The following is a 13,784-nucleotide window of genomic DNA, read 5'->3' as shown; positions in this document are numbered from 1 at the left end:
CGGAGAAATCCGCACGACTTCGAACGGGTTCAGCCGGTCGTGCACACAGCGAGGAAGGCGCTGGAGAATACGGCTTCGCCACCCTCCGCCGTGTCGGTCAGGGAATAGGTGTGCACGACTATGCCGGTTGCCGCGATCGCGTCGACCACCTGTGCGGCGGGTATCTTCGGCAGCAGCAGCACCTTCACATGCTGATCCAGCCCTGGGATCAGCCGGCTGTAGAGGTGCAGCTGTCCGACGCCGGTGTGCACGTCGGCGGCCGAGATGCTCGTCTTTATCTCGATGAGAAGCGGTTTGGAGTCCTGCCGCAGGATCTCTCCGTCGATCTGGAAGCCGAGGGGATGCTGGAGCTTTCGCATCGTAACGTCCATCTTGGCCAGGTGATCGTGCAGCGTCATCGAGACGAGGCCGTGGCGCTTGATGACGAGGCGTTCGTCGAGGGCGGGGCGGGGGGCGATGACGTAGGTTCCGCCGACCTCGTCCGGCGCGATCCGAACGACCCAGTCCGTATCGGTCTTCGAATGAACGCTCTGGTCTCCCTGCTCTCCGGCTTGGCTCGCGGAGACGCGAGCCGCTCGCACCAGCGCGCACAGGTGGACGAAGCGGCCGGTGGATCGACGGATCTGGACCGGATCGGCGTCGAGGTCGGCGACGATGACCCATTTGCGCCCTAGGCCCTCGTCGGGCACCTCGACGTCCACCGGGGTCAATCCGGTGACCTCGAGGAACTCCGTCTCGAGGATGTTCTTCGTGTTCGAACCGAGGCGGGCCTGGTGGACGAGGTAGCGGCGGCCAGTCGAGTCCGTGGCGAAGTTCGATAGCGGGTTTTGTGATCCCGGCTCCAGCGGATCGGCGATGCCGACCGTCCAGCCGGTTCCCTTGGGCAGCACGCCCATGGTGAGCGTCGTCCGGTCCTCTTCCACCTTCGGAGTTTTGAGCACGATCTCACCGTCCGGCACCCAGCGCGTCGACCCCCGCCGGACCACGCCATCCGTCATCGCCCGCCGCCAGTCAGCCGCGGCCGTCCGTGCGGCGTCGGGTTCCGTGATGAGGCGCAGCGGTCCTCCGAGGTCGAGCATCTGCACCAGTTCGTCATAGGTCGGCGAGAAGCCGCTTATGGCCTTCGCGCTCCACGAAACGAGACCCTCCCGGCTCATCGCCAAGCCGGTCGCGGCGTCCATCACCGCGGCGATCGGCGCTCCGTCGTTGGTGGGCCCCCGCACGGCTTCGAATTTCGTTTGCAGGGCGCCACCCCCGTTCACGGTGTCGATCTTCACGATGAACGCGCCGACGGCGTCGATGCCGACGGTGTAGGCGAGTACCTTCGGGGCGTCGGGGCGCGGGTAGATCTTCGCCCAAGTGTAGGGCGTGTAATTGCCCCCCTGATTGATCGGCGCTCGCCGAGCCTTGACCCGCCCTATCGGGAAGTGTGCCGACTGAAGATCGTCGGCCCAGTCCCGCGTGGCGTAGTGCGCGTCCTTGAGCACCGCGTAGACGTGTCCTGACGGACCGTTCTCCGCTGGGCTTCCCGCGTGGTCGCGCAGTAGATCGAACTGTTCCCTGGTGAACCCGGAATCCATGCAACGCTCTCCTCTAGTCAGATGTCTTTGGGTCTCGATGTCATCTGATAACGCCGGCTCGCGTCGGCGGCGTTGGCGACCGGCGAGCCCGCCACCGCGCTCAGAGCAGTGAGATCTTGGGTTTGGCGCCTCGGCTGAGGCGGAAGCGGCGGACATCGACGTTCAGCGCGGCGATGCTCCGAACGAGATCGTCCGGCAGGTCGCCCTCGGGTATCACGAGGGTCTTCAGGACGTTTGCGCCGCCATCCGCCGAATGCGTCACGAGCTGGCCGATGGCCGTGTACAGCGATTGTCGGCTGATGCTGGTCTTGACCTCGAAGAGCTCGGTCATCATCCCGCCGGCCCTGACGTACAGGTCGATGAGGGGGCTGTTGAGAACCTCCTCCCGTTTGGTCTTGCGACCTTCGCGCTCGTCGCGCAGCAGATCGACTACGTCGCCGTGGTACGAGATGTAGTCGATCTCGGCCCGTCGCGTCCCGCGCCGTCGACCGCGAGCCTCCTTGCGATAGGCGTCCCATTCGGCGACGCGCCGCCGCACGGCGTCGGTGTCGAGCGCGCCGCTTTCGACCGCATCCTTGAAGTCTCGAACGGTCTGAACGTAGCGCCAGATCCGAGACGTGATGTCGCCCGCGTCCACGCGGCCGATCAGGATGCCTTCGCGGACATCCCCGTTGGAACGGCCGACCTCGATGAGTTCGTGGTCGGACCATGCGAGGAAGGCGCTTTGACCGACCCCGGGCTTGCCGCCGCCGATCCCGCCGTCATGCATCAGGTAGACGATGCCCGTCGCGGGATCCCGCGCGAAGAAGCCGGCGACCGTCCCGGAATTCGTCAACGTCGGGATGTTGATCTCGACCGTGATGATCTGAGCGTGTCGCTTGTCGTCGAAGACACCGAAGGCGTTCCAACGCCTGGGGATCTTCGCGTCCTCGGCGGATCCGAATGCGCACCACAGAGAACCGGATCCGTTCGAATAGACGGTCTCATCGCGGTTTCCGCTCGGGAAGCCGATGTTCCGAACGCCTTGCGACTTCAGGCGTGCGGTCACCGATCGTTCGAGATCGCGCTGCGCCCGGCGCTTGTCGGCCGTTTCCTCCACCATCATCAGCACGTCTCGTCTCCCAATATCTGTATGCCCGCGTCAGGTCCGCTTAGGCGGCACGGTTGTGGTGCGCAGTCTCGTTTCGTAGCTCTTCACAGGCTCCTGACCGGGACTGGCGTCGGACCCCGGGGCCGACTTTCCGGACGACCGGCGGGGCCAGTGCCGGAACGTCTACACTTCATCCAGATAGCCCCGCATCATGCGTACGGCGTCGGTCGTCATCGCGATACGTCGGACGCGCGTGTCGACGTCGTCCATGCGGCTCTCGACGAGTCCATTCGCCTCGAGCTTCTTGAGCGCCCGCAACGCCGTGGTGATCGGCACCCCTGCGCCGTATGCGACACTGGTGGTCGAGGGACTCCGTCCGTCCTCGTGGCACAGGAACAGTTCGAGCAGGACATCCCACGCCGACTCCTGGAACACCTTGGTATGCTTGCCGAACCAGCGCACTCTGGCGCGCCGGTGGTCGAACAAGGTCTGCGCGAGTTCGCGGTGGGAAGGCCGGTGAGCCCGTGCTGCCCCGTCGGTTTGCAGAAGCGTGCTCGTGAAACCCGTGGGAACGTCGTCGATCCGGGCCTGGCCCGGATCGATGGCGTCGTCGACACTCGCCAGTCGCAGGCGACGGCGGTTCATCGAGCGAGCAGGCCGAGCGAGCGGAGGCTGACGATCTCGTGCCGACCCACGACCAGGTGGTCCAGCAGCGTGATGTCGAGCCCTGCGCACAGACGTTCCAGCGCGATCGTCGCCTTGACGTCGCAGGGTGTGGGCCGTGGATCTCCGCTCGGATGGTTGTGGACCAGTATGATCGAACTGGCGCCGACGTCGATTGCGCGGCCGATGATCTCGCGGGGGTAGAACGGTGCGGCGTCGATCGTGCCGATCGAGGTCTCGTCGTCGGACAGGAGTTCGTTTCTGGCATTGAGATGCAGGGTGCGGAGCCGTTCTCGGCTGCCGGTCCCCATGTCGACGCGGAGATAGTCCCGCAGCGCGGACGAGCTGCCGATCATTGGCCGCTCGAACGCCCGCCGCCGGAGGGACAGAAGGACGGCATTTCGGCACCAACGCAGGGCGTCGATCGCCCTGTCGTCGGCACCTGCGCGGCGCAGGCGGGCCGTCGAGCCATCCAGCACCGCGGCGAACGACCCGAACTCCTGCAGCAGCAGGGTCGCCGTCACCGCCGAGGGCTGGCATCCCGACCCGGCATGACGGAGAAGCTGCTCGATCGCCTTGCGCTCCTCGCACGCCGATGGCGCGACCAGACGCCCCACGCCAGAAGCATGAGCGTCGGATAGCTCGAGGCTTCCTCCATCACCTGATACCCCAGTCTCCACATGTCCGGCGTGAACACCCGCGCCAGGTGTGCCGTGGTCGAGATCAGCTGGAGGGCTGCTGCGCACAGGACCCACCATCTACCGGAGCGGACGCCGTAGGAGGCCAGACCGACGAACAGGCCGGCATCGATGAGCACCATGCTCGGGTCGATGCCGACGAACCGCGTCGCGACGGACGGTCGTAGTAGAACGGTCAGAACCGCAGCCGCCAGCAGCAGCGTGGCGACGCCGGTCTCGGGTTCCCGCAATGCCGTCGCCACGGTGGTCGATCGGGGTCGACCTAGCCATGCGATCGCCGTCAGCGTGAGCAGCAGGATCCAGAAGCCGGTGATGTACAGATGCATCCGTGCGTTCGATCACGACCGTTCGCCGGAATCAATCGGCGCGGACGAGTTCTTGGCGGGACTCGTCACCCACCCCGTTCCGGCCGGAGCCCGGTTCGTTCGGCACGCATGTGCCCGGGCCATAGCCCGGTACCTCGAACGCGCTGATCATTCCCGTCATCACGCTGTGTGCCTGGGCGATCCGGGCTTGCGAAACGAGCTGCATGTCGAGGCTTTCGGTCATCAGCTTCATCGCTTCGATGGAGTGCGTGTCGATGAAGACGCGGGCGTCGGTCCGCTCGCCCTGCATTGCGAGCAGGCAGGTCAGCGTGTCGGTTATGCCGCGGTTCGTCGACCGTTCGGCGGTGATGACGGCCTTGCGGGTGGACTCGACGTGTTCCGAAGTGACGCGTGGCATGCTGGTCTCCGCCTCGGGCGGTTGGACCCGAGGTTACTTGGCGTGGGGCCGTTCGAGGCTGTTCGCGATGCGCTGCGCCGTGGAGTCGTAGATCGCCGGAGCGGCGACCAGGACGAGGCCAATCAGCACCGCCATCGCGAGGATCATCAACACGCGCTGCAATGCGGTGCCATGATGATCCCGCTCACCGGGTCTCGGAGCGATGTCGTCGAAGACGAAGGTCGCTCGTTCCTCCCGAACTTCGGTGGGCGTGGAAAGGGTTGCCTCGATCGTGGGGATCTCGGCAATCGACAGCGGCGGTCTAGATACCGTCTGTGGAGGCGCTTCCTCCCGGGCCAGCCGATCGCTCTCGAACTCTAGTTCGTCGGTCAGCCCCGTCCCGCCGGAGTGGGGAAGCGGTGCCAGGCCGGCTTCCAACGTTCGCAGCTGATCCGCCGCCGTCAGCCGCGATATTCCGCCGAGTTTGCGACGTGCGGCGAAGATGTGCGTGTTGACGGTCGATGCGGCGATGCCGAGCTCGTGGGCGATATGCTCGGTCTTGCGTTCGTGATGCGCGAGGCGGAGGCAGTTGCGCTCCATGGGCGTCAGCGAATCGTAGGCGGCGCGGTCCATCGTCGCTCGCCTATGCCACCGATCGGACGACTGACGCTATTTCGAAAAGTCCAAGCGGACGGCCATGGACGGCGCCTTCGCCGACGCATCTGCCGGGGCCTCATCCCGTCGGCATGCCACGTCGGAGCGAACACCCCCAGACCGGTCGAGAATGCTTCGCCGCCCGGTGCGGGCGCCGGGACATCGTCAGGCAGGTCGTTCGACGTCGATGTTTCGACGTCACTGCAGGACGGGAGGCCAGTCGATCGGTGGAAGCTCCTCGAGAACGGTCTCAACGACTCCGACGCCGGCAGGGGTGAGAGCCAGGCCCGACGCCGTCCGGACCGCGAACCCGTCCTGCAGAAGGACCTTCGTCCAGCGGAAGGCATTGGACCTCGTCGTGGGCGTGACCGTGGCGTCGTACAACGCCTCCTCCGACCGACCCACGTGTAGGTAGAGCCACAGCAGCATGTCCGGCAGCGGTCCATGCGCGTACCCTTTCGGCAGGACGTCCCAGAGGATCGTTCGCGCCGTCAGGATCCTCCGGGCGTTTGAATTCAGTCTCGCGCGGCGGTCGGTCGTCTGCTCGTGAGCGACACCCTCGGATCCATCCTCTGGCATGGCCATCCCCTCGTCTTCGCATCTGGGCTGACCCGGAATAGGCCGATCCGATCTGGTTCTTGTCAACGAGAGTTGATGCCGGATCGGATGCGTTCGGGGGGGCTTTACGGAATTTCGCAGGTGGCCGGCGGAGACGCCGACTGGGAAGGCGACCGGGGGCCGAGCCGCGGCATACGGACTCGCGACGGGCGTCCACGACCGAACACGACAGGTCGCGCCGTAGGTCGTGGACGATCGCACTTGCCTGTTCGTCGACCTCGTTGCGACGCTCTCGGCGGGGCGAGCGACTGGAAAGCGATGGCAGCCACGTCTCCGAGGCGGCCATCACCGCCTCCTAGCCGTTGACGGCTCTCGCCACGACGGCGGGAGCGGGGCCGCCTTCTGCGCCAAAGCGAATGATCGCCTCCAGATCCTCGTTGAACTCCGCCGGGCTGACGACGAAGTACCGCCAGCAACTGAAGTCGCGGCGATTCGTCTCCAGAATCGCCGAGCGCGCGGCCTGTGCCGCCTCATGCATCGCGTCGACGCGGCCGAGAACGGCGTCGCAGAGAGCCAGGCACTGGTGCCAGTTCGGGTTGGTGAATTCGTCGGTGACGCGTTCGAACAGTTGGGCGACGTGCATGAAAGCGTCGATGTCCGGTTCGCCCACCAGACCCCATTTCGCCATCGCCGTGTTGAAGACCGTCTGCAGGTCGTCGGTGTCCGAGGCGATCGGCCCCGCTAGTTCGACCGCGCGCGCGAAGCTCCCTCCCGCGATGAGGATAACCTGCATGCTATGGATGTCGAATTCGTCGTCGGGGATCGGTCGCGGTATGCGCGGCAACGCCATCTCGACGAGCTCCGCCGCGGCTACCGCCCCCGCGGGCGACTGCGCCAGCTGGCGGGCGACCGACAGGAGTGCCGTTGGGCTCGCATTGGCGATCGCGGGCATGTCGCGAGTGGCCGATAGGGTTTCCGGAGAGATGCTCGCGAATGCCAGCGTTGCGTCGATCACCATGGTCTCGGTCGATTGATCGTCCGCGAGTATGGCGTGCGCGCTCTCGATGGCCTCGCCGTGACGGTCGAGTTCGGAAAGGATCTTCAGCCGCAGGCGGTGCGCGCTCGACGGCAGCGTTGGCTGGATCTCCCGCGTCGTCCGCGTAGACCCCATCGACGCCAGTGCCGCATCGGCCGCGTCGGCCCCGCTCGTCAGGTTGCGTAGTCTGTAGAAGGCGCGTGCGAGCGCATACTGGACGATGCAGTCGTCCGCATGCAGCTTGCCGATCCGCTCTAGGCGGGCCTCGGGCGATCTCTCGCGCGCGCCGTCGACGCTCAGTCGCGACGAATTGTAGGTGTTGGCGACCATGTTCGCGTAGGTGAAGGCGCCGTCCGCATCGTCGTCGTTGAACTGCGCGAGCTGGGCCGCGAGTTCGCGGTACTGCACCGCCAGGCCGGACGTCGGCCTGTCCACGACGAAGATGGCTTGGTTGAGCAGCATCATGCTGTCGTAGTGCTCGATCGTGACCAGGCGGTCGTCGGAGTAGCCGAGTTCCTGCTGGAAGCGGTTGAGACGGCGTTTGAGGTGGCCGTGCTCGTCGTCGAGGCGTGGCACGCGCGACGCGGTGAAGAGAAGCTCGATCGGCTGCGGACGTCCGCCACCCTGGCGAACGCCGCGAACGACCTGTCTCAATCCGATCAGGTTCTGCTCGTTGGGGAAGAACACGGCGACGACGGCATCCGGGAGCTGACGAGTGCAGATGCCGCCGACGTCAGTGTGTCCGGTCCTGCTGTCTATGAGGACATAGTCGTAGCCGGCCGATTCCCATGACGCCCGGACGTTCTCCATGAACAGGAAGCCGTCCTGGTTGTCGTAGAGCTCGTTCCAGTCGATCCGGTTCAGGCGTTCTCCGTATCCGTCGTCGTCGTCCCGCCCGGCCGGAAGGATGTCGAGCGTTATGTCTTCGACCCACTCGCCCATGACTTCGACGGGCATGACGCAGCGATGCACGTAGTCGTCGAGAGGCGGCATGGCGCCGTCATCGACGTAGGCCGTGACCAGGTCGACGATACCGGGCAGTCCGTCGGCGTCGACGAAGGGCTCGAGTGTCGTCAGGCCCGGCGCCTCGAGGTCGAAATCGACGACGAGGACCTTCTTGCCACGTTGGGCGAGCAGCACCGCCACGTTGGCGAGGGCGAGGGTGCGGCCGACGCCCCCCTTGTACGAATAGAACGTCGCGCAGAACACTCAGCCGTACTTCCGCAGTCTGAACTCGTCGCGCCGGCGGATGGCATCGGCCTGCTCGGCGCTCGGTTTCGCCGCCAGCGCGCCGAACTTCCCCGTGATGACGTTGCCGTTCGTCTCCGACGGCGCCCGGCGGACGATCCGCCGATCGACGCGGTTGGCGGTCGCCGGGTTGGCGAGCGCGCGCAGGAGCGTGTCCATGCTACGGTTCTGGATGAGTCGACCATTCTCCCAGCGTTCCATCGAAGCGGGCGGGATGCCGAACGCCTCGTCGAACTCGCGCCGGGACATGGCGAGCGAGTCGCGAAGCGCCTTCACGTCCGCCGGGGCCAGGAAGCCCTGATGGCGGCAGAACGCGGCGTGCCGCAGTCGTTCGGCCCGCTGGTCGGTGAAGCCGAGATCGCAATCCAGGCAATGGATCACGGGGACCTCGACCTGGAAGGTGTCGCCGCCGTCGCCGTAGGGGATCGTCTCCGTGACGTATCTCTCCTCGGTCCGGCCGGTGGCGCAGGTGCATCCGGCGGCATGGCTTTCGCCACGCGCCAGAGCAGCGGCCTCGGCATGGGCCGCAGCGATCATCGCGTTAATGTCGTTCATAGTGGAAGCTCAGTCCTACCAATTTTTTCACTCCGGGAACCAGAGCAACCTTCATATAGATGCCTTTGGATCCGCCCTCGGGGGGGGCGATCAACTCGTACGCGTCGCCGTTCTCCGGCTTGTTGGGCGCGCGATACGTTATCTCCATGCCGGAGCCGAGACAGTCGGCGATGAACTCCCATGCGGTCTCGTCCCCGAATACGGTCATGGTCTGAGGATGCCGAACGGTCCGCGGATGCCAACGATGTGCGCCCCCGATGAGAGGAAAGTTCGTACGGCCCGTCGGCAGGGAGCAGAGCTGCCGTAGACCGTTCCGACGCGATTCGACATCGCTGGGATCAGACATAGTCGTGAACTGCCTGCATTAGAAGTGGGAAATAGATCATATGAGGCGATTGATCCTCATCGTGAGGCTAAGGAGATAGATGGCGCGACCGAAAAGCAATCGCGCGTCCGAAAAGACCGTGCGACGAGTATGCTGGGCTCAGCCTCAAAGGGATGTGAAGGCGGTCGGTATCGTCTCCTCGGGCATGCGTCGACACGGTACGTCGGATCGCATCCGATGCGGATCATTCTACCCGGCTTCACACGTTCGTCCGGCTGATCACGGAAGGGCGCCGAATGTCCGCCGGTGTCCGTGGACCAGATCCCTCAGCGCCGCCGGTTGCAGCACCTCGACCGACGTGCCCCACGAGTAGAGGTGCCAGCACATTTCGAGGTGGCCCGAGGCCCGGAAGCGCACGAGCAGCGACCCATCCGGCTCCTCGACCGCGGTCTGGGTGGGATGGAAGACGAAGCGCCGTGCATGGGGAGCGGCATCCGGCGAGAAGCGCCAGACGACGTCGCCGTGCTCTGCTTCGTTCTCGAAGGAGCCGAACCCCTTCTCGGCATGTGTCCGGATGTCGAAGCCCGGATCGATCTCGAAGCTGTCCGGCAGGACCTCGGCCCGCGTGATCTCCTCCACGCGGTAGTGCTGAAGCGGCGAGGATGCGGGCTTCGCCGTGTCGCGACCGACGAGGTAGCGCCGCGTTCCGAGCAGCAGGCCGTGGGGCGCGACGATCCTGTCCCTGGGTTTTGGCTGACTGCGGGTCCGGTAGGGGAACCGGAGCAGGAAGGGGCCCTTGAGCGCTTCGTAGATGGCGGCATCGACGGCGCCGTTCTGCGCTGGCCGTGGTCCGGGGCGGGCCGCGTGACCGAGCGCTTCGGCCAGCGCCTCCTCGTCGACGGCGAGCCGCGTTCCCGCCTCGGGAGGTATGAGGGCGCGCACCTTCTGCTTGAGGCCTCGCACGGCGGTCGCCTCGGTAGTCAGACCCGCGACGTCGAGCTCGTTGATCGCCGTGGTCAGCGCCGCGAGTTCCTCGGCCGAGGGTGTAAGGAGCGGCGCGATGGCACGCGCGGCAATTCGCCAGCGACGCTTCCGGTCTTCGCCGTCGTCGGCCTGCGTCTGGGGGAAGGCCGCCTCGAGCGCCACGGTCATCCGCTGCGCCGAGCGGTGCACGCAGCCGAACTCCTCGATGATCTCCTCGAGCGACACGCCGCTCCGTCGCGTCGCCATCATGGCCAGCTTGAGCAGTTCCTGGGCCTTGGCAAACGACATGGAGAATACCCTGACAGCTTTTGTCACCCATGTGTGCTATAGCAGAGGAAAGGGGATTGCGCATGCGTATGATCAACGACGTCCTGAGGCTCTCCGCGTCCGACCTGATGCGGTTCAAGGGCTGTCGGCATGCGACGACGCTGGACCTGCGGCTCATGGAGATCGGGGATCTCCGGCCGCGCCGGGACGGCGCGGAGGCGGAGCTGCTGCAACGACAGGGCGACGAGCACGAACTCGCGTTCCTGGCGCGCTTGAAGGCCGAGGGACGCAGCGTCGTGGAGATTCCCAAGGACGGCATTCCGCTCGAGGAGTCGGTGCGGCTCACCCATGCGGCGATGGCCGAAGGGCCCGACGTGATCTTCCAGGGCGCGCTGCTCGAAGGGGCCTGGGGCGGCTACACAGACTTCCTCGAACGGGTCGAACGGCCCTCTGCATTGGGGGCCTGGTCGTACGAGGTCGCCGACACCAAGCTGAAGCGCAAGCCCGACCCCAAGCACGTCCTCCAGCTCTGTCTGTACAGCGACCTTCTCGCGACGGTGCAGGGCGTCGCGCCCGAGGCGGCGCATCTCGAACTGGGAAGCGGCGAACGGTTCACGGTCAGGTTGGCGGAGGTTTCCGCCTATGCGCGGTATGCGCGGCGCATGATGCACGAGTTCCTCGCGGCCCGTCCGGAGACCCGACCGGAACCGGTCTCGGCATGCACGCTGTGCCGTTGGAGCGAGGCCTGTGCCGAGCGCTGGGACCGGGAGAACAGTCTCTCGCTCGTCGCGGGCATAAGCCGGTCTCAGCGGCAGAAGCTGGAGGCCGCGGGCGTGGTGACGATGGGCGCCCTTGCGGTCCGCGAACAGCGCGTGCCCAAGATGGCGGTCGAGACCCAGCGCAGGCTTGTGACACAGGCTCGGCTGCAGACCGCTCGACGCGCGGGATCACCACCCTCGTTCGAGCTTCGCAACGCCGAGCCGGGTAAGGGCTTCGGCATACTGCCGGCCCCCGACGACGGGGACATCTTCTACGACATCGAGGGCGATCCCTATTATCCTGGCGGCCTCGAGTATCTGCATGGGCTCTGGTACCGCGAGGCTGGCGAATGGGTGTTCCGGGCATTCTGGGCGCATACGCGCGAGGAGGAGGGGCGCGCCGTCGCCGATCTTCTGGCGTTCTTCGTGGAGCACATGAGCCGGCATCCGTCGGCCCGCATCTATCATTATGCCAACTACGAGATCGCCGCTCTCCGGCGGTTGACGGCCGAACATCGGACCGGCGAGGCGGCGATGGATCAGCTTCAGCGCGAGCGCCGCTTCGTCGACCTTTTCAAGGTCGTGGGGGGCGCGATAATCGCTTCGGAGAAGGGCTACTCCATCAAGGATCTGGAGGCCTTCTACATGGAGAAGCGCGCCGCGGACGTCGCGACGGCCGGCGCGAGCGTCGTCTTCTACGAGGAATGGCGTCAGACCGGTGACCAGAAACTGCTCGACGACATATACGACTACAACCGCACGGACTGCGTCTCGACGCAGCTGCTCCGCGACTGGCTGATCCGCGATGCGAGGCCCGCAACGATGCCCTGGCCGGTGCTTGGCGACGTGCCCGATGCAGGGGCGCTGTCCAACGTGGCCGCCGAGGACGAGGAAGTCGAGGTGCTGCGCGGCCGGCTCCAGCCCGTTCGCGAAAGGCTCGGCGACCGCGTCGCCGATCTGCTGCTGGACCTCGGGCAGTTCCACAAGCGCGAGGACAAGCCGACCTGGTGGGCGATCTTCGACCGGCTGGCCCAGGAGAGCGAGGAGCTTCTCGACGATCTGGAATGCATCCAGGGGCTGGAGGCCGTTGGTCCGCCCGTGCAGGTGACCCGGCAGTCGTTCGAACGGACGTACCGGTTCCCGCAGCAGGAGACTAAGCTCCGCGCCGGCAAGATGCCTTGCGTGAAACCCGCGGCTATGCCGGAGGACGTGAATCTGAGGTCGATCGACAACGACGCATGCACCCTCGTGCTGCGCCGTTCGACGGCGAAGGGGCCGTTGCCCGATCGTCTCGACCTCCTTCCGCCACGCCCGCTGCGCAACACGATCCTGAAGGACGCGGTCGCGGCCGTGACCGATGAGATCATCGCCGGCTCTGGACGGCTTCCGGCGGTGGAGCATCTTCTGTCGCGATCGTCGCCGGTCTTCGTCGGCGGCACGCGCCCGGACGGGATCATCGCCGCGGACGGGGACCTGCCGAGCGAGACGAGCCGCGCGATCGCCGCGATGGCGGGCACGACGCTGGCGATGCAGGGGCCGCCGGGGACGGGGAAGACGTATGTGAGCGCGCTTTCGATCGTCGACCTGGTGCGGGCGGGCAAGCGCGTCGCCGTATCCTCGAACAGCCACAAGGCGATCGGCAACCTCCTGAAGGCGGTGGTTGACCGCGCACGGACGGACGGGGTCAACTGCCGCGTGGTCCAGAAGGCGTCGGAGGACGGTGACGACGACGCCCACTCCGGGATCGTCTTCGTCAGCGACAACGACGCGCCCGAGATAGCGTCCGCCCATGTCGTCGGCGCCACCGCATGGCACTTCGCGCGGTACGCCGCGCCGACCTTCGACTATCTGTTCGTCGACGAGGCGGGGCAGGTCTCGATCGCCAACATCCTGGCCATGGCGCGGTGCGCGCGCAACATCGTCCTGGTGGGCGATCCGATGCAGCTGCCGCAACCGCTGCAGGGCAGCCACCCCGGTGACAGCGGCCGGTCGTGTCTGGAGTACCTGATAGATGGGCACCGCGTCGTGCCGCCCGATCGCGGCGTATTCATCCCGATCAGTCGACGCATGCATCCGACTGTGTGCGGGTTCATATCGAGCGCGGTGTACGAGGGGCGGCTCGGAAGCGACGAAGCGTCGGGCCTGCAGACGCTCATCTCATCGACCGGCGTCGATCTGGTCGGTGCCGGAATGCGTGCCGTCAGCCATCTCGGGCGCTCGCAGGTCAGCCCCGAGGAGATCGATGCGATCTCGTCCCGCATCGACGAACTCGTCGGCGCGACGTACCGCGACCGCAACGGCCGCGAGCGCGTCGTCGGCCACGGGGACATCATGGTCGTGGCGCCGTACAACGCGCAGGTGAACGCGCTGCGCGCTCACCTCCCGCCCGCGATCCGCGTCGGCACTGTCGATCGCTTCCAGGGTCAGGAGGCACCCATCTGCCTCGTCTCCATGACGACCTCGAGCGGGGAGGAGCTGCCGCGTGACATCGCGTTCCTGTTCTCGCTCAACCGCATCAACGTGGCCGTGTCGCGGGCGCAGGCGGCGGCGATGGTGTTCGCGAGTCCGCTGCTGTTGGAGACGCCATGCCGGACGGTCGAGGAGATGTCGCTCGTCAACGCGCTTTGCATGCTGCGTGAATATGGGGGTGACACGTTCTGACACGC

At 66.2% G+C, this 13,784-nt stretch carries 13 protein-coding genes; 1 reads left to right on the top strand and 12 read right to left on the bottom strand.

Annotation, left to right across the window (positions count from 1 at the left end; genetic code table 11):
- Positions 1-29: 29 nt before the first annotated feature.
- The 12 genes from SJY41_RS14770 to SJY41_RS14715 form a co-directional block, all read right to left on the bottom strand.
- On the bottom strand, positions 30-1,580 hold the full coding sequence (locus SJY41_RS14770; RefSeq protein ID WP_380782963.1) for a hypothetical protein: 1,551 nt from the start codon (positions 1,578-1,580) through the stop codon (positions 30-32).
- Positions 1,581-1,680: 100 nt separating this feature from the next.
- Positions 1,681-2,691, bottom strand: a complete 1,011-nt coding sequence (locus SJY41_RS14765; protein ID WP_380782961.1) for a hypothetical protein — start codon at positions 2,689-2,691, stop codon at positions 1,681-1,683.
- 162 nt (positions 2,692-2,853) lie between these two features.
- Positions 2,854-3,315 carry a hypothetical protein gene (locus tag SJY41_RS14760; RefSeq protein WP_380782960.1) on the bottom strand — a complete coding sequence of 154 codons (462 nt, stop codon included), beginning with the start codon at positions 3,313-3,315 and terminating at the stop codon, positions 2,854-2,856.
- Positions 3,312-3,857 carry a RadC family protein gene (locus SJY41_RS14755; protein ID WP_380782958.1) on the bottom strand — a complete coding sequence of 182 codons (546 nt, stop codon included), beginning with the start codon at positions 3,855-3,857 and terminating at the stop codon, positions 3,312-3,314. The genes SJY41_RS14760 and SJY41_RS14755 overlap by 4 nt, the downstream gene beginning before the upstream one ends.
- The gene (locus tag SJY41_RS14750; protein WP_380782956.1) at positions 3,854-4,357 is read right to left on the bottom strand and encodes a hypothetical protein; all 504 of its coding nucleotides are present in this window, start codon (positions 4,355-4,357) and stop codon (positions 3,854-3,856) included. Before SJY41_RS14750 ends, SJY41_RS14755 begins: the two co-directional genes overlap by 4 nt.
- Before the next feature lie 31 nt (positions 4,358-4,388).
- Positions 4,389-4,754: a hypothetical protein gene (locus SJY41_RS14745; RefSeq protein ID WP_380782954.1), complete on the bottom strand. Its 366-nt coding sequence runs from the start codon at positions 4,752-4,754 to the stop codon at positions 4,389-4,391.
- Between the two features lie 33 nt (positions 4,755-4,787).
- A complete protein-coding gene (locus SJY41_RS14740) occupies positions 4,788-5,366 on the bottom strand; it encodes a helix-turn-helix transcriptional regulator (protein WP_380782952.1) in 579 nt (192 codons plus the stop codon).
- Positions 5,367-5,585: 219 nt separating this feature from the next.
- A complete protein-coding gene (locus SJY41_RS14735) occupies positions 5,586-5,966 on the bottom strand; it encodes a hypothetical protein (RefSeq protein ID WP_380782951.1) in 381 nt (126 codons plus the stop codon).
- A 334-nt stretch (positions 5,967-6,300) separates the two neighbouring features.
- The gene (locus SJY41_RS14730; RefSeq protein WP_380782949.1) at positions 6,301-8,190 is read right to left on the bottom strand and encodes a tyrosine-protein kinase family protein; all 1,890 of its coding nucleotides are present in this window, start codon (positions 8,188-8,190) and stop codon (positions 6,301-6,303) included.
- Entirely contained in the window at positions 8,191-8,784 is a 594-nt protein-coding gene (locus tag SJY41_RS14725) for a hypothetical protein (protein ID WP_380782947.1), read from the bottom strand.
- Entirely contained in the window at positions 8,771-8,992 is a 222-nt protein-coding gene (locus SJY41_RS14720) for a hypothetical protein (protein WP_380782946.1), read from the bottom strand. The genes SJY41_RS14725 and SJY41_RS14720 overlap by 14 nt, the downstream gene beginning before the upstream one ends.
- A 396-nt stretch (positions 8,993-9,388) precedes the next feature.
- Positions 9,389-10,381, bottom strand: a complete 993-nt coding sequence (locus SJY41_RS14715) for a helix-turn-helix transcriptional regulator (RefSeq protein WP_380782944.1) — start codon at positions 10,379-10,381, stop codon at positions 9,389-9,391.
- Positions 10,382-10,443: 62 nt separating this feature from the next.
- Here SJY41_RS14715 and SJY41_RS14710 point away from each other — a divergent pair, with 62 nt between their 5' ends.
- Positions 10,444-13,779, top strand: a complete 3,336-nt coding sequence (locus SJY41_RS14710; protein WP_380782942.1) for a TM0106 family RecB-like putative nuclease — start codon at positions 10,444-10,446, stop codon at positions 13,777-13,779.
- Positions 13,780-13,784: the final 5 nt, after the last annotated feature.

The sequence above is a fragment of the Sphingomonas sp. R86520 genome (assembly GCF_042466285.1).
Classification (GTDB): Bacteria; Pseudomonadota; Alphaproteobacteria; order Sphingomonadales; family Sphingomonadaceae; genus Sphingomonas.
This window is presented reverse-complemented; position numbering and strand designations above follow the sequence as displayed.

Coding starts and splice junctions, on each gene's coding strand:
- SJY41_RS14710 (WP_380782942.1), top strand. CDS start 10,444: ATGCGTATGATCAACGACGTCCTGAGGCTCTCCGCGTCCGACCTGATG.
- SJY41_RS14750 (WP_380782956.1), bottom strand. CDS start 4,357: ATGCATCTGTACATCACCGGCTTCTGGATCCTGCTGCTCACGCTGACG.
- SJY41_RS14715 (WP_380782944.1), bottom strand. CDS start 10,381: ATGTCGTTTGCCAAGGCCCAGGAACTGCTCAAGCTGGCCATGATGGCG.
- SJY41_RS14760 (WP_380782960.1), bottom strand. CDS start 3,315: ATGAACCGCCGTCGCCTGCGACTGGCGAGTGTCGACGACGCCATCGAT.
- SJY41_RS14735 (WP_380782951.1), bottom strand. CDS start 5,966: ATGCCAGAGGATGGATCCGAGGGTGTCGCTCACGAGCAGACGACCGAC.
- SJY41_RS14740 (WP_380782952.1), bottom strand. CDS start 5,366: ATGGACCGCGCCGCCTACGATTCGCTGACGCCCATGGAGCGCAACTGC.
- SJY41_RS14745 (WP_380782954.1), bottom strand. CDS start 4,754: ATGCCACGCGTCACTTCGGAACACGTCGAGTCCACCCGCAAGGCCGTC.
- SJY41_RS14720 (WP_380782946.1), bottom strand. CDS start 8,992: ATGACCGTATTCGGGGACGAGACCGCATGGGAGTTCATCGCCGACTGT.
- SJY41_RS14770 (WP_380782963.1), bottom strand. CDS start 1,580: ATGGATTCCGGGTTCACCAGGGAACAGTTCGATCTACTGCGCGACCAC.
- SJY41_RS14725 (WP_380782947.1), bottom strand. CDS start 8,784: ATGAACGACATTAACGCGATGATCGCTGCGGCCCATGCCGAGGCCGCT.